26 protein-coding genes and 2 pseudogenes are annotated in these 25,594 nt (G+C 70.0%); 12 read left to right on the top strand and 16 right to left on the bottom strand.

Annotated elements, in window-relative coordinates; translation table 11 throughout:
- Positions 1-73: 73 nt before the first annotated feature.
- The 7 genes from ccsB to hemL all read right to left on the bottom strand — a co-directional run bounded on the left by ccsB (position 74) and on the right by hemL (position 7,750).
- Positions 74-1,162, bottom strand: a complete 1,089-nt coding sequence (gene ccsB / locus ACZ55A_RS36305) for a c-type cytochrome biogenesis protein CcsB (protein WP_468849249.1) — start codon at positions 1,160-1,162, stop codon at positions 74-76.
- Entirely contained in the window at positions 1,159-2,895 is a 1,737-nt protein-coding gene (gene resB / locus ACZ55A_RS36300; protein WP_468849248.1) for a cytochrome c biogenesis protein ResB, read from the bottom strand. Before resB ends, ccsB begins: the two co-directional genes overlap by 4 nt.
- A 3-nt stretch (positions 2,896-2,898) precedes the next feature.
- A complete protein-coding gene (locus ACZ55A_RS36295; protein WP_468849275.1) occupies positions 2,899-3,660 on the bottom strand; it encodes a cytochrome c biogenesis CcdA family protein in 762 nt (253 codons plus the stop codon).
- Positions 3,661-3,667: 7 nt separating this feature from the next.
- Complete coding sequence (locus tag ACZ55A_RS36290) at positions 3,668-4,282, bottom strand: TlpA family protein disulfide reductase (protein WP_468849246.1); 615 nt, start codon at positions 4,280-4,282, stop codon at positions 3,668-3,670.
- 79 nt (positions 4,283-4,361) lie between these two features.
- Positions 4,362-5,588 (bottom strand): polysaccharide deacetylase family protein, encoded by a 1,227-nt coding sequence (locus ACZ55A_RS36285; RefSeq protein WP_468849245.1) that lies wholly within the window; start codon positions 5,586-5,588, stop codon positions 4,362-4,364.
- Between the two features lie 147 nt (positions 5,589-5,735).
- Positions 5,736-6,416 carry a histidine phosphatase family protein gene (locus ACZ55A_RS36280; protein WP_468849244.1) on the bottom strand — a complete coding sequence of 227 codons (681 nt, stop codon included), beginning with the start codon at positions 6,414-6,416 and terminating at the stop codon, positions 5,736-5,738.
- Positions 6,417-6,424: 8 nt separating this feature from the next.
- Complete coding sequence (gene hemL / locus ACZ55A_RS36275; protein ID WP_468849243.1) at positions 6,425-7,750, bottom strand: glutamate-1-semialdehyde 2,1-aminomutase; 1,326 nt, start codon at positions 7,748-7,750, stop codon at positions 6,425-6,427.
- A 303-nt stretch (positions 7,751-8,053) separates the two neighbouring features.
- Between hemL and ACZ55A_RS36270 the strand changes: the two genes are divergently transcribed.
- Positions 8,054-8,605, top strand: a complete 552-nt coding sequence (locus ACZ55A_RS36270) for a hypothetical protein (RefSeq protein WP_468849241.1) — start codon at positions 8,054-8,056, stop codon at positions 8,603-8,605.
- A 98-nt stretch (positions 8,606-8,703) separates the two neighbouring features.
- Here ACZ55A_RS36270 and ACZ55A_RS36265 read toward each other — a convergent pair whose 3' ends face one another.
- The 3 genes from ACZ55A_RS36265 to ACZ55A_RS36255 form a co-directional block, all read right to left on the bottom strand.
- Complete coding sequence (locus ACZ55A_RS36265; protein WP_468849239.1) at positions 8,704-9,558, bottom strand: SDR family NAD(P)-dependent oxidoreductase; 855 nt, start codon at positions 9,556-9,558, stop codon at positions 8,704-8,706.
- Entirely contained in the window at positions 9,555-10,205 is a 651-nt protein-coding gene (locus ACZ55A_RS36260; protein ID WP_468849238.1) for a cupin domain-containing protein, read from the bottom strand. The genes ACZ55A_RS36265 and ACZ55A_RS36260 overlap by 4 nt, the downstream gene beginning before the upstream one ends.
- A gap of 125 nt (positions 10,206-10,330) precedes the next feature.
- Entirely contained in the window at positions 10,331-10,963 is a 633-nt protein-coding gene (locus tag ACZ55A_RS36255; RefSeq protein WP_468849237.1) for a TIGR03086 family metal-binding protein, read from the bottom strand.
- Positions 10,964-11,042: 79 nt separating this feature from the next.
- Between ACZ55A_RS36255 and ACZ55A_RS36250 the strand changes: the two genes are divergently transcribed.
- Positions 11,043-11,879: a DUF6597 domain-containing transcriptional factor gene (locus ACZ55A_RS36250; RefSeq protein ID WP_468849235.1), complete on the top strand. Its 837-nt coding sequence runs from the start codon at positions 11,043-11,045 to the stop codon at positions 11,877-11,879.
- Between the two features lie 18 nt (positions 11,880-11,897).
- Here the strand turns inward: ACZ55A_RS36250 and ACZ55A_RS36245 are convergent, their stop codons facing one another.
- Positions 11,898-12,563, bottom strand: coding sequence for a TetR/AcrR family transcriptional regulator (locus tag ACZ55A_RS36245; RefSeq protein WP_468849233.1), 666 nt, complete (start codon positions 12,561-12,563; stop codon positions 11,898-11,900).
- A gap of 135 nt (positions 12,564-12,698) precedes the next feature.
- Here ACZ55A_RS36245 and ACZ55A_RS36240 point away from each other — a divergent pair, with 135 nt between their 5' ends.
- Positions 12,699-14,330: an FAD-dependent monooxygenase gene (locus ACZ55A_RS36240; RefSeq protein ID WP_468849231.1), complete on the top strand. Its 1,632-nt coding sequence runs from the start codon at positions 12,699-12,701 to the stop codon at positions 14,328-14,330.
- On the opposite strand, the gene ACZ55A_RS36235 is transcribed toward ACZ55A_RS36240, so the two are convergent.
- Entirely contained in the window at positions 14,284-15,027 is a 744-nt protein-coding gene (locus ACZ55A_RS36235) for an AAA family ATPase (RefSeq protein ID WP_468849229.1), read from the bottom strand. The genes ACZ55A_RS36240 and ACZ55A_RS36235 overlap by 47 nt on opposite strands.
- A 100-nt stretch (positions 15,028-15,127) precedes the next feature.
- Between ACZ55A_RS36235 and ACZ55A_RS36230 the strand changes: the two genes are divergently transcribed.
- Both ACZ55A_RS36230 and ACZ55A_RS36225 read left to right on the top strand, forming a co-directional pair.
- The gene (locus ACZ55A_RS36230) at positions 15,128-15,463 is read left to right on the top strand and encodes a YnfA family protein (RefSeq protein ID WP_468849227.1); all 336 of its coding nucleotides are present in this window, start codon (positions 15,128-15,130) and stop codon (positions 15,461-15,463) included.
- Positions 15,464-15,545: 82 nt separating this feature from the next.
- The gene (locus ACZ55A_RS36225) at positions 15,546-16,304 is read left to right on the top strand and encodes an SDR family oxidoreductase (RefSeq protein ID WP_468849225.1); all 759 of its coding nucleotides are present in this window, start codon (positions 15,546-15,548) and stop codon (positions 16,302-16,304) included.
- A gap of 109 nt (positions 16,305-16,413) precedes the next feature.
- Here the strand turns inward: ACZ55A_RS36225 and ACZ55A_RS36220 are convergent.
- Positions 16,414-16,597 (bottom strand): annotated as a pseudogene (locus ACZ55A_RS36220) (RtcB family protein); the annotation flags it as partial.
- A gap of 1 nt (position 16,598) precedes the next feature.
- On the opposite strand from ACZ55A_RS36220, the pseudogene ACZ55A_RS36215 reads away from it, so the two are divergent.
- The 4 genes and pseudogenes from ACZ55A_RS36215 to ACZ55A_RS36200 all read left to right on the top strand — a co-directional run.
- A pseudogene (locus ACZ55A_RS36215) lies at positions 16,599-16,778 on the top strand (TetR/AcrR family transcriptional regulator); the annotation flags it as partial.
- Between the two features lie 529 nt (positions 16,779-17,307).
- Entirely contained in the window at positions 17,308-17,640 is a 333-nt protein-coding gene (locus ACZ55A_RS36210; RefSeq protein ID WP_468849223.1) for a hypothetical protein, read from the top strand.
- A gap of 14 nt (positions 17,641-17,654) precedes the next feature.
- The gene (locus ACZ55A_RS36205; protein ID WP_468849222.1) at positions 17,655-18,908 is read left to right on the top strand and encodes a putative T7SS-secreted protein; all 1,254 of its coding nucleotides are present in this window, start codon (positions 17,655-17,657) and stop codon (positions 18,906-18,908) included.
- A 39-nt stretch (positions 18,909-18,947) separates the two neighbouring features.
- Positions 18,948-19,439 carry a hypothetical protein gene (locus tag ACZ55A_RS36200; protein WP_468849220.1) on the top strand — a complete coding sequence of 164 codons (492 nt, stop codon included), beginning with the start codon at positions 18,948-18,950 and terminating at the stop codon, positions 19,437-19,439.
- Positions 19,440-19,528: 89 nt separating this feature from the next.
- On the opposite strand, the gene ACZ55A_RS36195 is transcribed toward ACZ55A_RS36200, so the two are convergent.
- Positions 19,529-20,242 (bottom strand): hypothetical protein, encoded by a 714-nt coding sequence (locus ACZ55A_RS36195; protein WP_468849218.1) that lies wholly within the window; start codon positions 20,240-20,242, stop codon positions 19,529-19,531.
- Between the two features lie 300 nt (positions 20,243-20,542).
- On the bottom strand, positions 20,543-21,736 hold the full coding sequence (locus ACZ55A_RS36190) for an RtcB family protein (protein WP_468849216.1): 1,194 nt from the start codon (positions 21,734-21,736) through the stop codon (positions 20,543-20,545).
- Positions 21,737-21,898: 162 nt separating this feature from the next.
- Here ACZ55A_RS36190 and ACZ55A_RS36185 point away from each other — a divergent pair, with 162 nt between their 5' ends.
- The 3 genes from ACZ55A_RS36185 (at position 21,899) to ACZ55A_RS36175 (ending at position 25,196) form a co-directional block, all read left to right on the top strand.
- The gene (locus tag ACZ55A_RS36185) at positions 21,899-22,828 is read left to right on the top strand and encodes a hypothetical protein (RefSeq protein WP_468849214.1); all 930 of its coding nucleotides are present in this window, start codon (positions 21,899-21,901) and stop codon (positions 22,826-22,828) included.
- Positions 22,829-22,981: 153 nt separating this feature from the next.
- A complete protein-coding gene (locus tag ACZ55A_RS36180) occupies positions 22,982-23,695 on the top strand; it encodes a DUF3558 family protein (RefSeq protein ID WP_468849213.1) in 714 nt (237 codons plus the stop codon).
- A gap of 151 nt (positions 23,696-23,846) precedes the next feature.
- Positions 23,847-25,196, top strand: coding sequence for a DUF2637 domain-containing protein (locus tag ACZ55A_RS36175; RefSeq protein ID WP_468849212.1), 1,350 nt, complete (start codon positions 23,847-23,849; stop codon positions 25,194-25,196).
- A 113-nt stretch (positions 25,197-25,309) separates the two neighbouring features.
- Here ACZ55A_RS36175 and ACZ55A_RS36170 read toward each other — a convergent pair whose 3' ends face one another.
- Positions 25,310-25,525, bottom strand: a complete 216-nt coding sequence (locus ACZ55A_RS36170) for a hypothetical protein (protein WP_468849211.1) — start codon at positions 25,523-25,525, stop codon at positions 25,310-25,312.
- Positions 25,526-25,594: the final 69 nt, after the last annotated feature.

The raw sequence follows: 25,594 nt of genomic DNA, 5'->3' as shown, positions 1-25,594 counted from the left end.
GCACGACGGTGCCGTACGGGCCGGGCTCGGGGTGGGCCCGGCGGCCCGTACGGCACCGTGGGGTGCCGGTGGATCAGACTCCGGCGTAGGAGTGCAGACCGGTCACGAAGATGTTCACGCCGTAGTAGTTGAACAGGTAGCAGACGAAGGCGATCAGGCCGAGCCAGGCGGCCTTACGGCCCTTCCAGCCTGCGGTGGCGCGGGCGTGCAGATAGCAGGCGTAGGCGACCCAGGTGATGAAGGACCAGACCTCCTTGGGGTCCCAGCCCCAGTAGCGGCCCCAGGCGGCCTCGGCCCAGATGGCGCCGGCGATGATGGTGAACGTCCACAGCGGGAAGACGGTGGCGTTGATGCGGTAGGCGAACTTGTCGAGCGAGGCCGCCGCGGGCAGCCGCTCCAGGACGGAGGCGGCGAAGGCGCCGGGCTGCTTGCCGGACGGGTCGGCGAGCTTGGCCTCGTAGCGGTCGCGGAAGAGGAACAGCAGGGTGGCGACGGCGCCGAGGTAGAGCGCGGCGCCGGAGATGATCGCGCAGCTGACGTGGATCCACAGCCAGTACGAGTGGAGGGCCGGGACGAGCTGGTCGCTGGCGGTGTAGAGCACCGAGACGGCGAGGCCGAGGTCGAGCAGCACGCTGGTGACCAGGGGCAGGCCGATCCAGCGGACGTTCTTCTTGAGCGCGAGCAGCAGCAGGTAGAGGCCGACCGCGACCGCGGCGAAGGTGGTGGAGAACTCGTACATGTTGCCCCAGGGGGCACGCTGTACGGACAGGGCGCGGGTGACCACGCCGCCGACGTGCAGCGCCCAGGACAGCACGGTCAGCGAGATGGCGATCCGTCCGTAGAGGTCGCCCTTCTCCGTACCGCCGGCGGCACCGGGGCCGTCGGGGACATCGCGGCTGCCGGCGACGGACCTGGTGACGACCTTGGGGCGTTCCAGTACGGCGGTGCCGCCGCCCTGCCGGGCCGCCTGGGCGGGGGCCGCCGCGGACGGTGTCGCCTCGGCGGTCAGGGCGGCGGCGGTGCGGCCGACCTTGCTGCGGCTGCCGAAGACCCACTCGGCCATGTGCGCGAGGAAGGCGAGCGTATAGATCGCCATCGCCGAATAGACCAGGACATTGCTGTTGTGCGCCAGTGTCTCGTTGGCTGCGGCAGCGATGTTCACGCGCGCGCTCCTTCGGAGGGTTCAGCAGGATCGTCGGAGTCGGTGGGCTCCGCGGGGTCTTCGGGGTGCGGGGCGAGGGGGGCGTCGGGCTCCAGGGCCAGCGCGAGGCCGGCGAGTTCCTCCGGCAGCCGGGCGGACTCGCTGCGGCCGAGGCCGGCCAGCTCGACGACGGTGGTGCCGGCCCCGTTGTCCTCGGCCCGCACCCATACCCGGCGCCGCTGGATGAACAGCGAGCCGGCCAGGCCGAGCAGGGCGGCGACCGCGCCGGTCAGGGCGAGGCCGTTGCCCGACTGGTGGCTGATCTTGAAGCTGGCCCAGGACTTGACGCCGTTGAAGGTGATGCTGCCGTCGCCGTTCGGGAGCTTCATCGTCTGGCCGGGCCGCATCATCTCGGCGACCGCCCGGCCGTCCTGCTTGTACTGCTTGAGGTTCTTCATCTGAAGCTGGTAGACGTTCTGCGGCAGTCCGGAGCCGACGCCCAGGTCGCCGTGGTAGGCGGTCAGTACCAGGCGGGGGTTATCCAGCGCCGGGAACTGCGAGAACATCGAGCCGGAGCCCCTGCCGCCGAAGGTCGGCACGAAGAAGCCCTGGAAGCCGAGCTGGTTGCGCTTGCCGTCCTTGGTCTGCGCGCCCGGCACCTTGACCACACCGGTGGAGGTGAAGTTCTTGGTGTCCTGCGGGAGGAAGGGCACCGCGCCCTTGTAGACGACCTTGCCGCGGCCGTCCTTGACGGTGACCTGCGGTGAGTAGCCGTGCGAGAGCAGGTAGACCCGGAAGCCGGCGATGTCGAGCGGGGTGTTGACCTCGATCGAGGTCTTGTGCTCCTTGCCGTCCGCGCCGGAGAAGTAGGTGACGTCGGCGCGGAAGATGCGCGGGGTGGCCTTCTGGGGGCCGGACCGCTCGTAGGTGGCGACGAACTTGTCGAGGGTGAAGCCGAAGGGCTCCATGGTGTCGGTGTCGAAGAAGGCACCGGACTTGAAGTCGTCGTACTGGGTGAGGCTGTTGGCGAAGCCGTCGCCCTCGGTGATCAGCTTGCCGCCTTCGGACTTCCACAGGCTGCCGACGGCGAACGCCACCAGCATCACGATCAGCGCGATGTGGAAGACGAGGTTGCCGACCTCACGCAGATAGCCCTTCTCGGCGGCGACCGCGCTGCCGGTGCGGTCGGCACGGAAGCGGCGCTTCTTCAGCATCCGCTCGGCCGCGTCGAGGACCTCGTCGGGCGAGGCTTCGGTGCGCCAGGTGGTGTAGGCGGGCAGCCGGGTCAGCCGGCGCGGGGCGGCCGGCGGGCGGCCGCGGAGCTGTCCGACGAACTGCCAGCTGCGCGGCACGATGCAGCCGATCAGGGAGATGAACAGCAGCAGGTAGATCGCCGAGAACCACACCGAGCTGTAGACGTGGAACATCCCGAGCTTGTCGTAGATGTCGCCGAGGGTGGGGTGGTCGGACCTGAACTGGTCGACCTTGACCGGGTCGATGCTGGTCTGCGGGATCAGCGAGCCGGGGATGGCGCCGATCGACAGCAGGAAGAGCAGCAGCAGCGCCACCCGCATCGAGGTCAGCTGCCGCCAGAACCAGCGCGCCCAGCCGACGGGGCCGAGCGCGGGGACGGTGGTGTCCTCGGTGGGCGCGGTGGAGAGCTGGGATCCGGCCGCGCCGAGATCGCTGCCCGCGCCGGCCACGGCGGGTGTGCCGGGCTCCGGTTCGCGGGGGGTGTCGGTCTTGGTGGACATCGATCAGATCCCAACGGTGGTGCTTTGTGTCCAGCTCTGCAGCTCGGACATCAGGTCCCCCCAGACGCCGGTGACGAGGAGGATGCCGAGCGCGACCATCATGCCGCCGCCGGTCCGCATGACCCACACGTAGTGCCGCTTGACCCAGCCGAACGCGCCGAGGACCCGGCGGAAGGCGAGGGCGGCGACGATGAACGGCAGGCCCAGGCCCAGACAGTAGACGACGCTCAGCAGGGCGCCGCGGGCGGCGCTGGCCTCGTAGTAGGAGAGGGACTGGACGGCGGTGAGGGTGGGGCCCAGGCACGGCGTCCAGCCGACGCCGAAGAGCACGCCGATCACCGGCGCGCCGAGCAGCCCCATGGCGGGCTTCTTGTGGAAGCGCAGTTCGACCTGGCCGAACCGTTTGAGGACGCCCGCGAAGGCCAGTCCGAGGAGGATCAGCAGGACGCCGAGCACCCGGGAGACGATGTCCCGGTACTCCTGGAGGTTTCTGCCGAAGTAGCCGAAGAGGGCCCCGCCGGAGACGAAGACGGCGGTGAAGCCGAGGACGAAGAGGGCGGCGCCGGCCAGCATCCGGCCGCGGCGGGCCTCGGCGAGGTCGGTGCCGGTGACACCGGTGACGTACGACATGTAGCCGGGGACCAGCGGCAGGACGCAGGGGGAGAAGAAGGAGACCAGTCCGCCGAGCAGGGCGACGGGTACGGCGGCCAGCAGGGTGCCGGACAGCACGGTCTGGTTCTGGCCGGCCACGGCGGCGAGCTCGATCACGCGATCACTTCTCGGCGATCAGCGGGGCGACCATTTTGCGCAGATCGTCCTCGGTGAGCGGGCCGATCGAGCGGGCGGCGATCTTGCCGTGCCGGTCGATGGCGATCGTGGAGGGGATCGACTGCGGGTTGAGGCTGCCCTTGGGGAAGCGCAGCATCAGCCGTCCGGTCGGGTCGAACAGGCTCGGATAGGGCACCTTGTGCTCTTCCTCGAAGCTGGTGGCCTGCGACTTCTCGGAGTCGCGGGTGTTGATCCCGATGAACTGGACGCCCTTGTCCTTGGTGTCGTGGGCGACCTTGGCGAAGTTGTCCGCCTCGGCGATGCAGGGCCCGCACCATGATCCCCAGACGTTGAGGATGACGACCTTGCCCTTGTAGTCGGCGACGTCCAGCTGTTTGCCGGTGGTCGTCTCGCCGGACAGGTCGGGGGCCGGCTGCCGGTCGGCCTGCTTGACGGTGTCGACGCCGTTCTTGCCCTGGACGAAGCGGGTCTGGGCGGAGCCGCCGGAGGCGCCGTCACCGCAGGCGCTCAGCATCAGCGAGGCGGCCGCGGCCCCTGCGGCGAGCAGGGCGGTCCGGCGGCGGCGCGTGCGGCGGCGGGGGGCGCGGTCAGCACTCATGTGAAAAGTTTCGCATGGGCCATTTGCGGATCTTCCGCGCCCCCCTCGCGTGGCTTTGCCCCCGGACGAAGGGGGGACGTCAGGCCGCGGAGAGGTAGCTCTTCCAGCCCTCGCTCGGGCGCTTGCCGACGGGGAGCTGCTGGAGCTTGCGCAGCACCTCGGGGTCCTGGGCGTCGAGCCAGTCGGTGAATTGCCGGAAGGACACCAGATGGACATCCCGGTTCTGCTCATTGGCGATGTGCTTGAGGGCGTCCTCGACGGCGTCCATATAGATGCCGCCGTTCCACTGCTCGAAGTGGTTGCCGATGAAGAGGGGGGCACGGTTGGTCTCGTAGGCCCGGCGGAATCCGGAGATATATGCGTCGGTGACCTGCCGCCGCCAGCCCGGGTAGTTGGCCGGCGGGGCCTTGGTGGAGTTCCTCGACTGATTGAAGAGCATGTTGTAGTCCATCGAGAGCACCTCGGAAGAGTGCCCCGGGAAGGGAATCAGCTGGAGCGGGTAATCCCAGAGGCCCATTTTCTTCTTCGGCCACATCTGCAGACCGCCGGGCGCACTGGCGTCATAGCGCCAGCCGAGTTCCCTGGCGGTGGGCAGCAGATTTTTCTGGCCGAGCAGACATGGCGTACGACTGCCGACCAGTTCCCGCCGGTAATCGAAAGGCAGCGGTTCTAGGTCGGCGAAGCCGGTGTTGGTCCGCCACTTGGTGACGAAGTCCATCGTCTGGTCGATCTCGGACTGCCACTGCGCGGGGGTCCAGTGCTTGACCGAGGTCGCGGCTTCGCCGCAGAAGTGGCCGTTGAAGTGGGTGCCGATCTCGTGGCCGTCCAGCCAGGCCTGGCGCACATACCTCAGCGTCTCCTTGATGTGGTCGTCGCTGAGATAGCCGATGGCGGAGGCGCCGCGCGGGTTGTTCGGCGGCTCGTAGAGGTGCTTCTGGGATTCGGGGAGGAGGTAGAGGCCGGACAGGAAGAAGGTCATGGCCGCGCCGTGGTCCCTGGCGAGCTTGAGAAAGCGGGGGAAGAGGCCGTTGCCGACCTCTCCCGCGCCGTCCCAGGAAAAGACCACGAACTGTGGAGGGGTCTGTCCGGGCTCGAGCCGTTGGGGTGCTTTCGGCTGATGGGGCTGCACGCCGTAATTCGCCGTGGAGCCGTCACCGATGAGCTTGGGGCGGGCCTGGACGGAGTTCTTCACCTTCTGCTTGTCCGCCCCCGCGCCTGAGTCGGACGAGGAGCAGCCGGCGACGCCCAGCGCCGCGGCTGCACCAACTCCCATGCCTAGCAGGCTTCGCCGACTGATCGCGCGCATACCCTGATCCCCATCCGTGCTCGCGGAACTCAATGTCCATATAAACGGACAACGGAGTGGAGGGCATGTTGAGCGATGGGAGCTCCGGGCTATTCGCTCGGATATTTCATTTCGCCCGGCTTTGACGTTCCGCCAAGTGATGCAGCGTCAGGCACCGAAAGCCTTGGCCTTTCCCTTGACGGGTTTGGCGCCCGCCAGAAGATGGGAGGGAACCAGGTCGCGCGCCGGCTCGCTGTACCCCACCGAAATGATCTTGTCGCCGTGGAACGTGAACGACGTCAGCGAGGCCAGCGTGCACTGCCGCCTCCGCGGGTCGTGCCACAGCCGCCGCCGCTCCGCGAAGCTACGTACGACCCAGATCGGCAGCTGGTGGCTGACCGCCACCGCCTCGTGGCCGCGTGCCGCGTCCCGGGCCGCGCCGAGCGCCGCCATCATCCGTACGACCTGCTCCAGGTACGGCTCGCCCCACGACGGCCGGAACGGGTTCGTCAGGTACTTCCAGTTCCCCGGCTTCTTCAGCGCGCCGTCGCCGACCCCGAAGGTCTTGCCCTCGAAGACATTGGCCGCCTCGATCAGCCGCTCGTCGGTGGCCAGATCCAGGCCGTGCGCGGCGGCGACCGGCGCCGCGGTCTCCTGCGCACGCTCCAGCGGAGAGGACACGACATGGGTGATGTCGCGGTCCGCGAGATGTTCGGCGACCCGGTCGGCCATCTTCCGCCCGAGGTCGGAGAGGTGGTAGCCGGGACGGCGCCCGTAGAGGACGCCCTCGGGGTTGTGCACCTCGCCGTGCCGCATCAGATGGACGACGGTGATCTCTTCGCTGCTCATGTCACCCATCATCCGCTCGCTTCGGCGGCGGCCCGCGCGGCGGCCGGCAGGGCGGCCGCGATCCGCTCGACGGCCTGTGTGTCGTGTGCGGTCGAGACGAACCACGACTCGAACGCGGACGGCGGCAGGTAGACGCCCTGCGCCAGCATCGAGTGGAAGAAGGCGGTGAAGCGGAAGGACTCCTGCGCCTTGGCCTCGTCGTAGTTGGTGACGTCCGAGCCGGTGAAGAAGACCGAGAACATGTTGCCCGCGACCTGGAGGCGGTGTGCCACGCCCTCCTTGGCCAGCGCGGCGGTGACCAGGTCCCGCACCTCGGCGGAGACCGCGTCGACCTTCTCGTACGCGGCGTCGTCCAGCAGCCGCAGCTGCGCGACGCCGGCCGCGGTGGCGATCGGGTTCCCGGAGAGGGTGCCCGCCTGGTAGACCGGGCCGGCCGGGGCGAGGTGCGCCATGACGTCCGCGCGCCCGCCGAAGGCAGCTGCCGGGAAGCCGCCGCCCATCACCTTTCCAAAGGTCATCAGATCGGGGCGTACGCCATCAATTCCGTACCATCCGGACTTGCTGACGCGGAAGCCGGTCATCACCTCGTCGGAGATGTACAGCGCGCCGTTGGCGGAGCACAGATCCTTCAGGCCCTGGTTGAAGCCGGGCAGCGGCGGCACCACGCCCATGTTGCCGGCCGACGCCTCCGTGATCACACAGGCGATCTCGCCGGGGTGCGCGGCGAACGCGGCCCGCACCGCCTCCAGGTCGTTGTACGGCAGCACGATCGTGTCGCCGGCCTGCGCGCCGGTCACCCCCGGCGTGTCGGGCAGACCGAAGGTCGCCACGCCCGAACCGGCCGCGGCCAGCAGCGCGTCCACATGCCCGTGGTAGCAGCCGGCGAACTTGACCACCTTGGGGCGGCCGGTGAAACCGCGCGCCAGCCGGATCGCCGACATCGTCGCCTCGGTGCCGCTGGAGACCAGCCGCACCTGCTCGACCGGCTCGATCCGTGCCACGATCTCCTCGGCCAGCTCGACCTCGCCCGCGCCGGGCGTGCCGAAGGACGTACCGCGGGCGACGGCCTCCTGGACGGCGGCGATCACCTCGGGGTGGGAGTGGCCGAGGATCATCGGACCCCACGAGCACACGAGGTCGACATACTCACGGCCGTCGGCGTCGGTGAGGTACGGACCGGTACCGGACACCATGAAACGGGGCGTACCACCCACGGCGCGGAACGCGCGCACCGGAGAGTTGACGCCGCCCGGCGTCACCGCGGACGCACGCTCGAACAGCGACTGCGAAACAGGGGCTTCATACGGAAAAGACACTGTGATCCTGACCTGCATAAACGGGGAGGGCGGCGACGCGCGGACACGGCCCGGCTGACAACGTGCGGGAATCCCCGCTTGGACCACCCAAGGGGCCGTGCGGTTCCCGCTCGATCCTTTTTTGATTCCTCTCGCTTCCGACCGGGCGTCAGACCCCACTCGTCTGCGAAACTGGGGCGACGTACGAGTAAGTCACGCAAGCAATGGTCTCAGAGGCGCACGGGGGCGTGCGGCCGGGCGTTTCACGCGCCGGTGACGGGGGAGGTCTCTGAGACGATGATCGGGTTGCGCGGCTGGGGCTGCGAGTGGTCGGGTGGAGATATGCATCGCGGTGGCGAACTGGGCGAGGGAACCGATGACCGGGGTCCCGGCCGCGCCCAGCGCGGCCGTCACCGGCGTGAGGAAACCAAGGGCGGGGACATCAGAGGCGGCCGCATGGGGGTGACGTACAAGTACTTCGGTGCACCCAACGGCGCCACCGCCGCCCGTGTCCCGATCTCCATGCGCCCTGAGGAACTCGGCGGTGACGAGCTCGGTATGGGCGGTATGTTCACCAAGATCAAGCCGGAGACCATGGCCGCCATGGTCCTCACCGGTATAGAGGGCATACCGCTCCATAAGGTTCCACCGCTCGAACTCGTCGTGCTCCACCCCGACTACGCCGTCGTCAAGCTCCCCATGACCGTGGTCGACCCGCTGCGCGGCGTCGGCGAGGAGTCGGTCGGTGCGGCCGCGTTCATCTGGTCCACCGTCCCCGACCGCGGCGGCCCGCGCGACGCCTTCAGCGTCTACCAGCTGCTGCACGAGTGGCAGGACTTCAGCCACCGGCTGCACGAGGCGGGGCATCAGGCGTACTGCCTGGTCTGGCCGTAACGGTTCAGCTGGGCGGCCGGAGGGCCGTCCGGCCGGGCCGTCCGGTGGGTGAGCGGGTGTCCGTGACCCGGCGGCCCGGTGGTGGGCTGCCGGGCCGCTCACCAGGTGGGGCGGGCCGAGACCCCGCCGTCCACGACGAGATCGTGCCCGGTGATCCACGACGCCATCGGTGAGGCGAGGAACACACAGGCATCGCCGATGTCCTCCGGCCGCCCCAGCCGTCCGGCGGGCGCCGCCGCCTGCCAGCGCCGCACCCCCTCCGGCCAGTCCGCCTCCAGGCCGGGGCGGGCGATCAGGCCCGGCGAGACGCTGTTGACGCGGATGCCGTGGGGCCCGTACTCCAGCGCCGCCGAGCGCGCATGCATCACCACCGCCGCCTTGGACGCGCAGTAGTGGGCGTGCAGCGGCGCCGGACGGTCCGCCTCGATCGAGGCGATATGGGTCACCGAACCGCCGCCGGTGGCCCGCATCACCTCCACCGCGGCCTGGGTGCAGGCGAACACGGAGTGCACGTTCGTGTCGGCCACCGCCCGCCAGTCGGCGAGCGACATCCCCGCCAGCTCCTGCGTCGGCTGCACCCCGGCGTTGTTGACCAGCGCGGTCAGCCGGCCGCGCCAGGCGGCCGCCTCCGACACCAGCCGGTGGCACTCCTCCTCGACGGCCAGATCGGCGCGCAGCGCCAGCGCCCTGCCGCCCTCCTCCTCGATCCGCGCGACCAGCGCACCGGCCGCCTCGGCGCCCGTACGGTGATGGACCACCACCGCGGCCCCCGCGGCGGCGAACCGCAGCGCGATGCCCTGCCCGATGCCGCCGGCGGCTCCGGTGACGAGGGCCACCTGCCCGCTGAGACCGGGCAGCCCCGCATGTCCGGAACCGGCCGGCCGCCCGGCCACACCGGAAGTCCCCGCCCCCTCACCGGCGTTGGGCTCACAAGGGGTCAGCGCCTCTGTCATGGCCGGCTCAGCGCGGCGATCCGCGCTGCCTCCTCGGGGAAGCTCGCGGTCAGGGCCGCGGCGTCGCCGTGCTCGTAGTCCTCAAAGGTGAATCCGGGCGCCAGCGTGCAGCCGAAGAGCGTCCAGGCGCCGCCGTCGGCGACCTCGGCGGCCATCCATGTACCGGCCGGCACCGTGAACTGGACGTGCTGCCCGGCCAGGACGTCCGGGCCGAGGACGACGGTACGGGGCCGGCCGGGGGGTCCGGTGCCGTTGGCGTTCGCGCTGGCGCTGGCGTTGCCGTGGCCGTCGGCGTTCGCGTTGGCATTCGCGTTGGCGTTGGCGTGGCCGTCGGCGTTCGCGTTGGCGTTGGCGTGGCCGGTGGCCAGGCTGGCGGCTTCGTTCCCGGGCAGGAGGAACAGGGTGAGCGGGTCGCCCGTGTAGAAGTGCCAGATCTCGTCGGTCGGCAGCCGGTGCAGGGCGGAGAAGTCGCCCGGCTCGGAGGTCAGCAGCATCACGATCGCCGTTCCCTCGGGCCGCCCGTCGGGGCGCCGCGGGCCCGCCCACGTCTGCCGGAACCGACCGCCCTCGCGGGGCAGCGGCGTCAGCCCGTAGAAGTCGATCAGGCCCTCGGGGAGCGGGGCGCGGGTCGTGCCGGGCTCGTCCATCGGTGGGGACCTCCCACTCGTCCGCCGGCCGGCGGTGTGGATGTCGGTGGTGATCCACCCTAGAGACCGCGGCGGCGCAGGAGCCGCCACATTCGGGCCATGTCTCCAAGGCCGTCCGGGCTCCGTCAGCCGGCGGTCCAGCGGGGGTCCCGGCCCGTCTCCGCCAGCAGGGCGTCGAAGGCGCCGGCGCCGGGCGGTACGGGGGCCGGCTCGGCGAAGACGTTCATCTTCCGGGCCGTCGGGCCCATCCGCGCGACCAGCGTCCGCAGCTCGGCCACGCACTGCGCGGGCGGTGCGTACGGCCGTCCGGTCGCCCGCGCCAGGTCCCAGGTGTGCACCGTCAGGTCCAGCAGCACCATCGCCCCGACGGTCCGCGCGGGCAGCTGCATCCCGCCGCTCAGCCCGTCCTCCGCGCCCGGTGCCGCCCAGGCCTCGGCCAGCCGCGCCGTCTCGTCCGCGAACCGGTCGGGCCACCGGGCGCCGTACTCACCGAGCCGGTCGGGGGTCCGGCTGAAGTCCGCGTCCTTCTTGGCGGCCAGGTCCTGGAAGGCGACGACGACGTGGAAGAGGTGGTTGAGCAGCGCGCGTACGTCGTACTCGGCGCAGGGGGTCGGCCGCCCCATCTGGTCCTCGTCCACCGCCCGCACCACGGGGAGCGCCGCCTCGGCCGCGGCGGCCAGCAGCGCGCTGATCGGGGCGGTCTCCTGGGCGGCTTCGGCTTCGCGCTTTTCGTCCGTTACGTCTCGCATGTCGCTCATGCGGATGACGTTACGGCCGGGCAGCGGCGACGGCTTGAAGAAATGCGACAGGTCCGCCGGGCGCCCTAGGATCCGGGGCATGGCCGCTCCACGGCGCGACACGCGGGGCATCGTCGACGCCCCGGAGCTCTTCACACGGGTGCGGTTCCGTCGCCGCTCCCCCGCCGCCGCGCTGCGCCCGTACGTCGAGCACTACTGGCTGATCGACTGGGATCTGGCCGAGCCGTACGCCGCCCATGTCGTCCCGCACCCGTGCGTGAACCTGGTCTTCCAGCGGTACGCCGGCCGGCCCGCGTTCGGCGAGGTCGCGGGTGTCGGGCTGGAGCTGTACGAGCAGAAGCTGGCGGGGCGGGGGCGGGTGTGCGGGGTGCAGTTCCGGCCCGGCGGGTTCCGGCCGTTCACCCCGGAGCGGCCGGCCACGGACTGGACGGACCGCCGGCTGCCGCTGGCGACGGTCTTCGGGAGCGCCGCGGCCGGCCCGTACGCCCCCGGCAGCGCCGATGCCGCGTCCGCCGTACTGGAGCCGGAGGACGAGGACGACCGCGTGGCCGCGGTCGACGCCTTCCTGATGCCTCTGCTGCGGGCCGAGCCGCGGGTCCTCGCCCAGGCCGAGCTCGCGATGGGGCTGGCCGACCGGATCCGCCGGGACCGTACGATCCGCCGCGTCGCGGACTTCCCCCGCGATGAAGGGATGTCCGTACGGTCGCTACAGCGGCTTTTCGCGGGGTATGTCGGGGTCAGCCCCAAGTGGGTGCTGCTGCGCTACCGGGTCCATGAGGCCCTGGAGCGCGCCACTTCGGACGCGGAGGTCGACTGGGCCGCGCTGGCCGCCGAGTTGGGGTACAGCGATCAGGCGCATCTGGTCCGCGAGGTGACCGCGACGGTCGGGGTGCCGCCGACGGCGTACGTCCGCTGAGCCCGGAGGCGCGGCGCTTCAGGGCAGTTCGTCCGTCAGATAGCGCTGGACGGTGGGGGCCAGCCAGGCGATGACCTCGTCGTGGCTGAGGCCGACGGCCGGCGGGATGTGCAGGACGTAGCGGCACAGCGCCATGCCCAGTATCTGCGAGGCGATCAACGCGGAGCGGACCGCGGCCTCTTCCGGTACGGGGCAGACCGCGGCGAGGACCGGTCGGATCTGCTCGCCGAAGACCCCCCGCATCCGCTCGGCGCCCGCCTCGTTCGTGGCGCCGACGCGCAGCATGCCGGTCAGTGTCTCGTCGGACTCCCAGCGTTCGAGGAAGTGGCGTACGAGGCGGACGCCGAGCTCGTCGTGCGGAACGTGGGTGAGGTCGGGGGCGTGCACATCGATCTCGGAGGCGGCGGCGAACAGGCCGGCCTTGTTGCCGTAGTAGCGCATCACCATCGACGGGTCGATGCCCGCCTCCCGTGCGATGGCGCGGATCGTGGCGCGCTCGTAGCCGTCGGCGGCGAAGCGGTCCCGGGCGGCGGCGAGGATCGCGGCCCGGGTGGCGGCGGAGCGGCGGGGGCGGGCGTCGCCGTCGGGGGCCTCGGAGGCGTCGGGGCCGGCGGGGGCAGCGGTGGCACCGGGCAGGGGGTCCGGGGCGGGATCGGTGCTGGTGAGGGCGGGGGCTTCAGGCATGTCAACAACTGTAGGCCAACGACTGTTGACATGCCAGCGCGAGGGGTCCTACGCTTGCCAACAAGCGTTGACCAACGCGCGTTGACCCACACGCGTTGGCATCGGGGGAGTCGGAAGGCACAGGAGGCAACAGCCATGGATGCCATGAACCACAAGCCGGGAGAGAGCGAGCGCGCGAGCACGGGGCGGGCGGCGGCCGGGCCCCGCGATGCCGATGTCCTCGTCGTCGGCGCCGGGCCGACCGGGCTGCTGCTGGCCGGCGACCTCGCCGAGGCCGGCCTCGCCGTCACCCTCCTCGAGCGCCGCGCCGATACGACCAGCAACCTCAGCCGGGCCCTGACCGTCCATGCCCGGACCCTGGAACAGCTCGACGCCCGCGGTCTCGCCGACGAGCTGGTCGCCGGCGGCCATCCGATCCCCCGCCTCCGGCTGTTCGGCAAGGCCACCCTCGATCCGACGCAGCTCCCCTCCCGCTTCCCGTTCGTGCTGATCACGCCCCAGTTCGAGGTCGAGCGGCTGCTGGAGCGCCGGGCCCGGCAGGCCGGGGTGGTGTTCCGGTACGACTCGGAGGTGACCGGCCTGGAGCAGGACGGGGAGGGGGTGACGGTCCGGCTGCGCACCGGCGACGGCCCCGGCAGCGCCCGCGCCGCCTACCTGGTCGGCACCGACGGTGTGCGCAGCACGGTCCGCGAGGCGATCGGGCTGCCCTTCCCCGGCAAGTCCGTGATCCGCTCCGTGGTGCTCGCCGATGTCCGGCTGGCCCAGGAGCCCGAGTCCCCCTTCACCGTCAATGCCACGAGTGACGCGTTCGCCCTGATCGGTTCGTTCGGTGAGGGCTGGTACCGCGTCATCGGATGGAACCGTCAGTGCCAGGCCGACGACGACGCACCCGTCGATCTCGCCGAGGTCCGCGAGGTCACCCGGCTCGCCCTCGGTACGGACCACGGCATGCATGACGCCCGCTGGATGTCCCGCTTCCACAGCGATGAGCGCCAGGTTCCCGAGTACCGCGTCGGCCGGGTCTTCCTCGCCGGCGACGCCGCCCATGTCCACTCCCCCGCCGGAGGCCAGGGCATGAACACCGGCCTCCAGGACGCCGCCAACCTCAGCTGGAAACTGGCGGCCGTGGTCCAGGGACATGCGCCCGAGTCACTGCTGGACAGCTATCAGACCGAGCGGCACGCCGTGGGCAAGCAGGTGCTGCGCAGCAGCGGCGCCATCCTCCGTATCGCCCTGCTGCACTCCGCACCGGGCCGCGCCGCCCGCGGTCTCGCCGCCCAGCTCATCAACCGGCTGGGGCCGCTCTCCCGTCGTGCGATCCGCACCCTCTCCGGCATCGGGCTCGCCTATCCGGCCGGGCCGGGCGCCCACCGGCTCGCCGGCCACCGCGCCCCCGACATCCGGCTGGCGGACGGCAGCCGACTGTACGAACTCCTCCGCCGGGGCAGGTTCGTCCTCATAGCCCCGGCCGACGATCCCGCCGTTCCCGGGGCTCTGCCGAGCGGCGAGGATCCCCTGCACCCCGTCGACGACCGGACCCTGCGGGCCGCCTGGCACAGCGACCGGCGCACGGCCCTGCTGGTACGGCCCGACGGCTATATCGCCTGGGCCACCGACGCCACCGACCCCGCGGAGCGCACCGCCGCCCTGCGCACCGCGCTCCGCCACTGGGCCGGCACCGCCCCCGGAGCCGGCCCCATGGCCGCGGCCCGCCCGGCCGTCATCCCGGCGCCAGCACATGGCGCAGATACGCCCGCGGGTCGTTGAGGTAGCGCCGCCAGTGGTCGACGAGCCCCAGCTCCGCCCAGGTGGCCGACCGCATGCCGTGCGCGCCGACCTCGACGATCTCCGCACCGGGCAGCGCGGTCAGCAGCGGGGAGTGCGTGGCGCAGATGATCTGCGCGCCGCCGCTCGCCAACTCGTCCATCAGTCCTATCAGTTCGAGACAGGAGGAGAAGGACAGCGCCGCCTCCGGCTCGTCCATCACATACAGCCCGCGCTGTGCGAACCGCTCGCGGAAGGCCATCAGGAAGCCCTCGCCATGGCTCATCTCGTCCGGGTGCCGGGACACCCGCTGCGCCCTCTGCTCGCCGCTCAGCGCCTCCAGGGCCGTCTCGGCCCGCAGGAAGAAACCTTGGCGGCGGGTCCGCGGTCCCCGCACCATCCGGCGCCCCTCCCGGGTCGGATCGAACCGCATCCGGGTGCCCAGCACCGAGGCCTCCCGCGAGCTGGCGTACTTGTAGCCCGCCGACCCGCCGTAGGAATCCAGTCCGAACCCCTCCGCCAGCGCCTCGGCCAGCGTCGACTTCCCCGAACCGTTCTCCCCCACCAGAAAGGTCACCGGCGCACGGAACTCCAGCCCCTCCTCGGTCAGCTGGCGCACACACGGCACCGTCCAGGGCCAGCCGGCCTCGGCCGTTCCCTCCCCCTGCGGAAGATCCACGTAAGCCCGTTCGATCAGCATGCTTCCGAAGCTCTCACACCCCACTGACAGCCCTGCCCGGATGTACCCATAGGGCCACATCCCGCGCCGGGACGAACGCGCCCCGCCCTACGCTTCACCCATGCTCATCGCCCGGTCCGCCGCTCTCTTCGTCGTTGCCGCGCTCTTCGAGATCGGCGGCGCCTGGCTGGTCTGGCAAGGGGTCCGTGAGCACAAGGGCTGGATCTGGATCGGCGCCGGCGTTCTCGCGCTCGGCCTGTACGGCTTTGTCGCCACCCTCCAGCCGGACCCCGACTTCGGCCGCATCCTCGCCGCGTACGGCGGGCTCTTCGTCGCCGGTTCGCTGGCCTGGGGCATGGTCGCCGACGGCTACCGCCCCGACCGCTGGGATGTGATCGGCGCGCTGATCTGCCTGGCCGGCATGGCAGTGATCATGTACGTCCCCAGGGGTCGCTGACCGGACCCGCATATCCTGACGGTCGCACCACCTCACCAGGCTCCTCGGCAACAGGAGCCCCCACCGTCCCGAGGAGAGCGTCATGACCGCCGAGGCCCGTACCGCCGTCGTCACCGGAGCGAGCAGCGGCATCGGCGCCGCAACCGCCCGCGCGCTGGCCGCCGCCGGCTACCGCGTGGTCCTCACCGCCCGCCGCAAGGACCGTATCGAGGCCCTCGCCGCCGAGCTGCCGGGCGCCACGGCCTATGCGCTCGACGTCACCGACCGCGCCGCCGTCGACGACTTCGCGGCGGCCCTCGAAAGCTACCCCTCGGTCGACGTCCTGGTGAACAACGCCGGCGGGGCGTTCGGCGCCGAACCGGTCGCCACCGGCGACCCGGCCGACTGGCGCGCCATGTACGAGGTCAATGTGCTCGGCGTGCTCCATATGACCCAGGCGCTGCTGCCCGCGCTCACCGCGTCGGGCGACGGCACCGTCGTCGTCCTCTCCTCCACCGCCGGCCACGGCACCTACGAGGGCGGCGGCGGCTATGTCGCCGCCAAGCACGGCGCCCATGTGATCGCCGAAACCCTGCGCCTGGAGCTGTGCGGCGAGCCGGTGCGGGTCATCGAGGTCGCCCCGGGCATGGTCAAGACCGACGAGTTCGCCACCACCCGCTTCCGCGGCGACCACGCCAAGGCCGCCAAGGTCTACGAGGGCGTCGACCAGCCGCTGAGCGCCGAGGACGTCGCCGACACCATCACCTGGGCGATCACCCGCCCCGCCCACGTCAATGTCGACCTCCTGGTGGTCCGCCCCCGCGCCCAGGCCTCCAACACCAAGGTCCACCGCACCACTTGAGCCCCCCTGGCCTGCCGGAAGCCCTCCGGCAGGCCAGAGCGGCGCGGCGCTCCTGTGCGCCACGCCGCCCCAAGACCGTCCCCGGTCGGCGAGACCGTCCCGGTCAGCCCTGCGCCGGCGCCGTGCGAGGCCGAATTGAAGGACGCCGCGTTCCCCAGACCCCGGACGATGTACGAGCCGGTGCCCATCGAGCCCGGGATGATGCCGTACTCGCCGTCGCCCGCCCGGATGGCGCCCTTACGGGTCACCAGCAGGTCCATGCCGTCGTACTGCTCCTCCGCCACATAGTTGTGGCAGCGGCTGCTCGAAGCGGGACTGCAACTCTTCGGCGGCGGCCCCGGATACCGCGCCACGTCGGTGAGCGCCCTGTGCGAGGAAGCGGGCCTGTCCACCCGTCAGTTCTACGAGGAGTTCAGCGACGTCGAAGGGGTGCTCGCCGCGCTGCACCTGCGCATCAACGAACGGGCCCAGGAGCCACGGTCGGCACGCTCGCGGCGATGCGGGCAGTGAGCGCGACTACCGGGTGGCCGTGGCGGCCTTCATCAGCGCGGTCAACGGCTGCTGGGGGCGGCGCCCGGGCCGGTGGTACCTGACCGACCCTCATTGCTCCGTATCGTCCCGCGATTTCCGAATAACGATGAGCGGGCGTCAGCATTCCGTTGAAGAGGTTGGCGAAGGTGGGGTGGATGCCTCCAGGAATCGTCAGCGGCGGGACGGGATAATTGCCCTACGCGGTCGCGATGAGGTTAATTGCTCGAACTCCCCTGCGCTTTCCTCTACTTGAGGGCCGCCACCTCCCATCCTGCTTCATGTCGAGGCGTCGGCCGGACAATTCGGCGATGGGTCGATCTGTGAAACTAGCGGGATTAATAGGGTGAGTTGCGGACGGAGGACTCGAACCGCCCCGGCGATCTGACGGGCCCACAGGTGGTGATAGATTCGCCCGACCGACAGTGCCAACTCGCCTGTCATTAGCGCGTGTTCACGGGGGGGTGGTTCGAGGGTGTCCATTAATCGCGATGGCTTTAAAGCCGATCCGGATGAGCTCAGGGCTGGGGCTTCGGATGTACTGAAATGCCTTAACCCGGCAAAGGGTGCCGATTTCTCAGCACTGAACGAGAACTTTGATGGTTCCGGCCAGGGCGACAAGATCCTCGCCGATAAGTTTGAAACTTTTTGCGAGACGTGGGACGTGGCCTATCTCGTTCTCGGTGACCGCGCAGGTGACATGTCGGACAAGCTAAAAAGCCAAGCGGACACCTACGAGCAAAACGAATCCCATACCGGCGAATACATAAAGTACATAGATCAGCATAAGAATGGTTCGGGGCTGTAGCAGCGGGGGACGGTATGACGGAAGAGCTGGGCGAAACCAAAGACCCCAAGGGGCTCATCCCCGGCGACGCAGGGCAAATCGAGAGCGTCGCGCGGGCACTGAAGAAACAATCCGGCAAATTCGAGACCGTCGCACAGGGGCTGGGCGCCGTACGGATATCCGGCTGGAACGGTGCGGCCAGTGACCGATTCTGGGAACAGCTTTCCGGCGAGAAGAAGAACTGGCTCTACGCTTCCGATGCGCTGTCCGACGCGGCTGGCGCGGTCAGTAGGTACGCCACGGCGTTGAGTGCGGCACAGGGCCAGGCGCGGGAGGCAATCGAGCTGTGGGACGACGGGGATGAAAGCCAGGCCCAGCTGATCCTGAAGACCGCCCGACAGCACGTACGGGACGAAGCTGATTCGGCGGCGGAAAAGCTGAAGGACGCGGCCGGAGGCGCTTCCGACGCTCCGTCCTGGCTGCAAAGGGCAGGCAAGACCGCCGAACAGCAAAAGGAGTCGGGAAAGACCAGTGCCACCCTCAAGGACCTCTACGAATCCAACCCGCTGAGCGAACAGCGTCAGAAGTTCTATGGCGCGTCGAAGCCCGACCCCGATGCGGCGCCCGCGGATCCCAATGCCAAGAAGCCCCGGTCCTTCGAGGCCAAGCTGTGGGAGCGGAAGGCCGAGGTGAATGCCTGGGAGAAAGAGGCGGAAGGCGAGTCGCAGTTCGGGGACGACGGGAAGGTGTCCGGGAAGGCCGGTCTCAAACTTCTCGGGGCGGAAGGCACAGCGGGTGCGTCGATCAAGGACGGCAGGGTCCAGGTCGGAGCCGGCGGTAAGGCGTACCTGGCGCAGGCTTCCGCGGAGGGTGGCGTCGAGTACGGCCCCGCCGCTGCAAAGGCGGACGCCACGGCCTTCGCCGGCGCTGAGGCGCAGGTAAACACATCCGTGGGCAAGGACGGAGTGCACGCGGGCGCCGAGGCTTTCGCGGGCGCCAAGGCGACTGCGAGCGCCCACGCGGACGTGGGCGGTATCGGGGCCGGTGCCACCGCGGAAGGGTGGGCCGGAGCCGGAGCTGCGGCCCATGCGGATGCCGGCATGAAAGACGGGAAGTTCGTCATCGGCGCCGATGTGGGCGTGGGACTCGGACTCGGGGGCAAGGTCGGCTTCCAGGCCGAGATCGACCCGCAAAAGGTCGTCGACACGGTCAGCGACATCGGTGACAAGGTGGGTGAGGGCCTCGACGCCGTCGGCGATGGGCTGGATGCCATCAACCCCTTCGGATGACACTGGCCTCGCACTTCGCACACTAGGAGTTGATCCACGATGGCGACCACACTGCCGGTAAAGATCGAATTTTCATTGCCGGAGGGCTGGCAGCCTGCACCCCCCGATGAGGTGGGCGCTCCCGGAGTGGCCTTCATTGCGCTGCACCCCGGGTCGCGGGACAAGTTCACCGCGAATATCACGATCGCCGGTCAAATTCGGGATGAAACCGACCTGGTGACACTCGCGCACGAATCGGTCGAGCGGCTGCGCGAGGGGGCGACCGTGACCGTCGCCAAGCAGACGCAGGGGGGAACCCCGGAATTGCCTGCGCTGACCCAAACGCTGCGGATCTCCACCACATTGCGCGGATTCCCTGTGGAGTTGGTCCAGAGCCAGGTCTACCTGCTCATGCAGGATGCGCGCGACCCGTCCACACACGCAGTGATCGAGCTGGCGTTGACGGCCAAGCAGTCCCAGCTGGATCAGGTCGCGGAAGACTACGAGGAATTCGTCAAGTCCATTCGCCCGGCGAGCCCTGGCGCAGCGTAAGTCCTGGGCACCTCGACGCTCATGAGTGAGCCCCTCGCGATCCTTATCCGTGAGGGGCTCACCGCAAGCGCCGTCATTCAGGCGGGGTGTTATGCCTGCGCCGGCAAGCGGTCCAGGACGTCGCACAGGTAGTTCAGCTTCTGTTCGATGTCTTCCGCCCGGAGCCGCCCCCGGTGCCAGGTGAGCAGATGGTTTTCCTGGAACCGGAGAGGCTGGTCCTTGGCGCGGGGGTCGGAGGTGAGGAACTGCGCCATGGAGCCGGTCAGGGCACTGCGCGCGAACTCTTCGTCGTTGGCGATCAGGCGAAATGCCTCGTCGAATGCGGGGTCGCCCAGCTCCATCACCTTGCCGCCGCCGAACAGGGCGTCCGCGCGCGCGTTCACCTTGTCCACTGCCCGCGGCTTTTTGATGACCATCCGAGGTACGGGCGTCGGCATCGTCACGGCGAACACCGCGGAGTACAGCACCGAGTCCGGGCCGTCCGCGTTCATGTCGCGCGAGTTGCGCTCGAAGCAGCTGATCGGGCGACCCCGGAATTCGCCGACGATGTGGTCCCGGATGGGGACATTGGTGCCCTTCATGGGAAGTGGGTCTCCCCCGCAGTAGCGGTCTCCCCCGCCGGGAACCCAAGCGGTGTGGCTCCAGCCCCGGGCCTCCACGAACTGGATGAGCTCTTCCCACTGTTGGGGGCTTCGGCCGTCCCTTTTGTTCCCTGACCGCCAGGCCCAGATGCCGAGTCCGAAGATAGCGGCCATGAACAGGATCATGCCGATGAAAATGAGTACTTCCCATGCCTCGTTCATGTGGCATGAGTATGTCGGACGGCGCGATGAACGCACGTGTCGGGGGGACGGCGGGTGGGTCGACCCCGTTTGCCCCGCTAACCGCATTGAGGGGAATGCCTCGGGTGCGCTTAATTCGTGACGCGCCAAGGACCTTACGGGTTGGGTGAATTGTGAAGCTGACCTGGGCCCGTGCGGTCCGTGGCCCGACGGTGAGAGCCCAGGTCGACGCCGGATGCACGGGCCCGGCCAAGGAGTTCCCCGACACCCCCCGGCCGAACGCCGCGCCATCACGCACCGAACTCAATTCCCCCAAGGCCGTCAGCCCTTCACACACACCACCTGCTTGAGGTGGGCGACGACCTCGACCAGGTCCCGCTGCTGGTCCATGACCTTCTCGATCGGCTTGTAGGCACCCGGGATCTCGTCGATCACTCCGGAGTCCTTACGGCACTCCACACCCCGCGTCTGCTCCTCCAGGTCGCGCGTCGAGAAGCGCTTCTTGGCGGCGTTCCGGCTCATCTTGCGGCCGGCGCCGTGCGAGGCCGAGTTGAAGGACGCGGCGTTCCCCAGACCCCGGACGATGTACGAGCCGGTGCCCATCGAGCCCGGGATGATGCCGTACTCGCCGTCGCCCGCCCGGATGGCGCCCTTACGGGTCACCAGCAGGTCCATGCCGTCGTACTGCTCCTCCGCCACATAGTTGTGGTGGCAGGAGATGACCTCGCCGAAGGTCACCTGCGCCTTCCTGAACTCCCGGCGGATCACGTCCTGGGTCAGGGCCATCATGATCTCGCGGTTGTGCTTGGCGTACTCCTGCGCCCAGAACAGATCGTTGCGGTACGCCGCCATCTGCGGGGTGTCGGAGATGAAGACGGCGAGGTCGCGGTCGACCAGCCCCTGGTTCTGCGGCAGCTTCTGGGCCACGCCCATGTGGTGGTCGGCCAGCTCCTTGCCGATGTTGCGCGATCCGGAGTGCAGCATGATCCACACGGCCCCGTCGGCGTCGAGGCAGATCTCATGGAAGTGGTTGCCCGAGCCGAGCGACCCCATCTGCTTCATGGCCCGTTCCCGGCGGAACTTGACCGCGTCCGCGAGCCCTTCGAACCGCGCCCAGAAGTCCCCCCACCCCGCCGTCGGCATACCGTGCAGCCGCCCCGGGTCGATGGGGTCGTCATGCATCCCCCGCCCCACCGGGATCGCCTGCTCGATCTTCGAGCGGAGGCGGGAGAGATCGCCGGGCAGGTCGTTGGCGGTGAGCGAGGTCTTCACCGCGCTCATTCCGCAGCCGATGTCGACGCCGACCGCCGCCGGGCAGACCGCACCGCGCATCGCGATCACCGAGCCGACCGTGGCGCCCTTGCCGTAGTGGACATCGGGCATCACGGCCAGGCCCTTGATCCACGGCAGGGTGGCGACATTGCGCAGCTGCTGCATGGCGACGCCCTCGACCGTGGCCGGGTCCGTCCACATCCGGATCGGTACCTGCGCGCCGGGCACCTCGACGTACGACATAACTTCCTCATTCCCCCGAAAATCCGAAAAACGCAAAAGCCGGACAAGATGCATGATCTTGGACGCCGGACCGGCGTATGCGGCAACGCGTGCGGTAGACATTGTGTCCATCGGCCGCCATCGGGCGGCAACCGCATTTCGCAGGGGAAGGAGCGGCGGACGATGCCACGGAGGTCGTTCGTACCCGGCGCCGCACTGGTGGCCGCCGCGGCGCTGGCCGCCGGTCTCACCGGCTGCACCGGAGGCTCCAGCACCGGCAGTGGCGGCGTGGACGCGAAGAGCGGTGATGCCTCCACGGCGAGCCAGGCCGCCGAACCGGGCCGCTACCAGACCCTCCCGGAGGCGTGCGGACTGCCGTCGCGCAGCGCCCTGCGCAGCATGCTGCCCGGCGACGACCAGCAGCTGTCGAGCGCGGAGGCGAAGAAGCTCTACGCCGGCCAGGCCGATGTCACCTATGACACCGACCGCCGGGTGGGCTGCCGCTGGACCCGTGAGGCCACCGAGGGCACCCGCCATCTGAGCCTCGACATCCAGCGGGTGGTCTCCTACGACGCCGCGGTCAGCGACGACGACAAGGCGCAGGGGATCTACGACAGCAAGGAGCTGGCGGCGAAGATCCCGACCGACAGCACCGGCTCCGCCTCACCGGGCACCCCGCCGCCCTCCCCCACGACGAGGAAGGGCGCCGAGGCAAACAAGACCGGCACGGCAGGGACCTCGGGCGCGGCCGCGACGGACGGCAAGAAGACGGACAAGGCCGCGGACACCGCGGACGAGAAGGCGGGCAAGGGCGGGAAGACAGGCTCGAAGGGCCCTTCGCAGCCCACCGGCCCCAGCGCGGCCCCCGGCGGCTCGACCGCTTCGCGCGTCCTGGACGACCTCGGCGACGCGGCGTTCCTCGACGACAAACTGGTCACCGCGGACTCCGGAGTGCACCGCGATGTGACTGTGGTCTTTCGCACGTCGAATGTGATCGTCACGCTCACCTACGACCAGTGGTCCACGGACAAGACGATGTTGCCGGACAGCCAGGAACTGCAGGACAAGGCACGTTCGCTGGCCGGCGAGCTGTCGGACAGCCTCAGCGAATAGTCCGGATTGGGCGAACCGCCACGAAGGGGCAATCTCGTTCCCGCATGCCCTTTTCATCCGTCGTGCTCATCGACACGAAACGGTCACCCGCCCCGCCGCGCCGCGTACCGTGCCGTCTAGCCGATCCGATCGACGACGAACAGCGAAGGAACCATGCACCGTTCAGCCAAGCGCCTCGCCAGCCTCCTCACCTGCGCAGCAGTACCGGTGCTGCTCGTCGCCGGCTGCTCCGGCTCGGACAGCGACAGCTCCGGTGACGCCTCCTCCTCCGCGCCCTCCACCAGCAAGTCGGGCAGCCCGTCGCCGAGCGTCGCGCCCGCCAAGTTCAAGACGCTGCCCAACCCGTGTGCGGCGTTCTCCAAGGACACGATCAAGAAGCTGCTGCCGAAGGTGAAGAACGCCTCCGGCGACCAGGGCGAATCCTCCGACAACGCGGCGCACGGCACCTGCTCCTGGAACAGCTCGGACGAGCAGGGCGTCGACGGCACCCAGTTCCGCTGGCTGGACATCGGCTACCAGCGCTACGACTCCGAGCCCACCGTCGGCTCGGCCGAGAAGCGGGCCTCGGACTTCTACACCAAGCAGGTGGCCGCCGCGAAGGACGCCAAGGGCGCCAAGAAGGTGAAGACGGCCCAGACCTCCGGTACCGGCGACGAGGCGACCGCGATCACCTACGACGCGAAGAAGGAGGGCAACGACTTCAAGAACACCACGATCGTCGCCCGTACCTCCAACATCGTCGTCACGATCAACTACAACGGCGCGGGCCTGGCCGGCGCCGACACCCCCAAGGGCGCCGATCTGCTGAAGAAGGCCCAGGCCGCCGCCAAGGAGGCGGTCGCCGCCGCCACCAAGGCCAACGCCTGACGAACGCCCTGGTGAACGCCCCGGTCCCGGCCGCGCTCCGGCCCGGCCGGGGCACCTCCCAGCGGCGGCCTGAAGGGCGTGTGCCACGCTAGGCGCGCCATTTCGCCGAGCCGGGGAGGGACCGCGGGTGTCCGGGACGCACACGGCGCAGTTGACTCGTACCCACCGCATCCTCATCGGTGTGGTCACCGCCGGGGCGGCGGTGATCGCGGCCATCGGCTTCACCGGCTCCTACGCGGCGGTGCGCGAGCTGGCGGAGAAGAAGGGCTTCGGCGCCTTCTCGGTGGTCTTCCCGATCGGCATCGACGCCGGGATCGTGGTGCTGCTGGCGCTGGATCTGCTGCTGACCTGGATCCGTATCCCGTTTCCGCTGCTGCGCCAGACCGCCTGGCTGCTGACGGCCGCCACCATCGCGTTCAACGGCGCGGCGGCGTGGCCGGATGCGCTGGGCGTCGGGATGCACGCGGTCATCCCGCTGCTGTTCGTGGTCGCGGTGGAGGCGGCGCGGCACGCGGTGGGCCGGATCGCGGACATCACCGCCGACAAGCACATGGAGGGCGTCCGCCTCACCCGCTGGCTGCTCGCCTTCCCCTCCACGTTCCGGCTGTGGCGCCGGATGAAGCTGTGGGAGCTGCGCTCGTACGACGAGGTCATCCAGCTGGAGCAGGACCGGCTCGTCTACCAGGCACGGCTGCGGGCCCGCTACGGCCGCGCCTGGCGCCGCAGGGCACCCGTCGATGCGCTGATGCCGCTGCGGCTGGCGCGGTACGGCGTACCGCTGGCGAGGACGGCGCCGGCCGGGCTGGCGGCGGCGGGCATCGAGCTGCCGGCACCGGAGCAGCATCCGGCCGTCGAGCCGGCGGCGGCCGGAGCACCGGCGGCCGTGGCGGCTCCCGTACGGGATCAAACCCCGGGGCCCGTACGGGATCAAACCCCAGGGCCCGTACGGGAAATGACCCACGAACCCGTACAGGAGATCCCCGACGGGCCTGTCCAGGAGCTCGTCGACGAGCCCGTACGGGAGCGGGCCGACGAGCCCGTACACGAGGCCGCCCCCGAACCGCTGCACGAGGCGTCCGACGGGCCGGCGCCCGGACAGTCCACCGCCACGCCCCCGTTGACGGTCCCGGTCGGCCCCGGCCGCAGCCGCCCGCTGGGCAACGCCGGCGATCCGCTGCCGGTCCCCGGGCCACGCGGCCACGCGCCGGAGCCCGAGCCCGCCCCCGAGCCCGAACTCCCGCCGGAACCCGAGCAGTTGCCGCCGGTCGCGGCGCTCCCCGACGACGTACCGCGCGATGAGGCGTACTACGCGGCCTACCGCATGTATGTGGCGGAGAAGAACGACTTCCCCGACTCCCGGCAGTTCGGCCGCTATCTGCTGAACTCCTACGGGGTCACCGGACGGGAGGGCGGCCCGCTGAGCGAGGGCTATCTGCGCGGGTTCGTCCGCGACTTCCAGCTGCGGTTCCGGATGGAAATGGGGACCGAGCACATTCCGTAGGGGGGCGGGAACACAACCCGTAAGGGACGCGTGGGCCCCCTGCGGGGCCTCAACGCGGCGGGGGGCAGGCCGTATTCCCGACCCACGCCGCCCCCGCGCCGCCCCACGCCGCCCTACGCCTCCCCCGACCCCAGCTGCTTCTGCTTGCGCTTCCTGTCCGCGTCGCCCCATACGGCGAGCGCCGCGCCGGCCGCGAAGAGGCCGAGGTAGGCGGGTGACGGCACGTCGAACCAGTGGGCGAGCAGCCCCCAGGCGCCGTCGAAGAACACCTGGCCGATGAAGCCCATCGCCCCTTGGATCATGATGATGAAGCCGATGAATCCCCTCATGACCCCAGCGTGACGGGTCCGGCCCCGGGGATCCTCCTCCCCAAGGCCGAACCCGTTGTCACCCTAAGG

The organism is Streptomyces sp. NPDC034111 (assembly GCF_055575375.1).
This window is presented reverse-complemented; position numbering and strand designations above follow the sequence as displayed.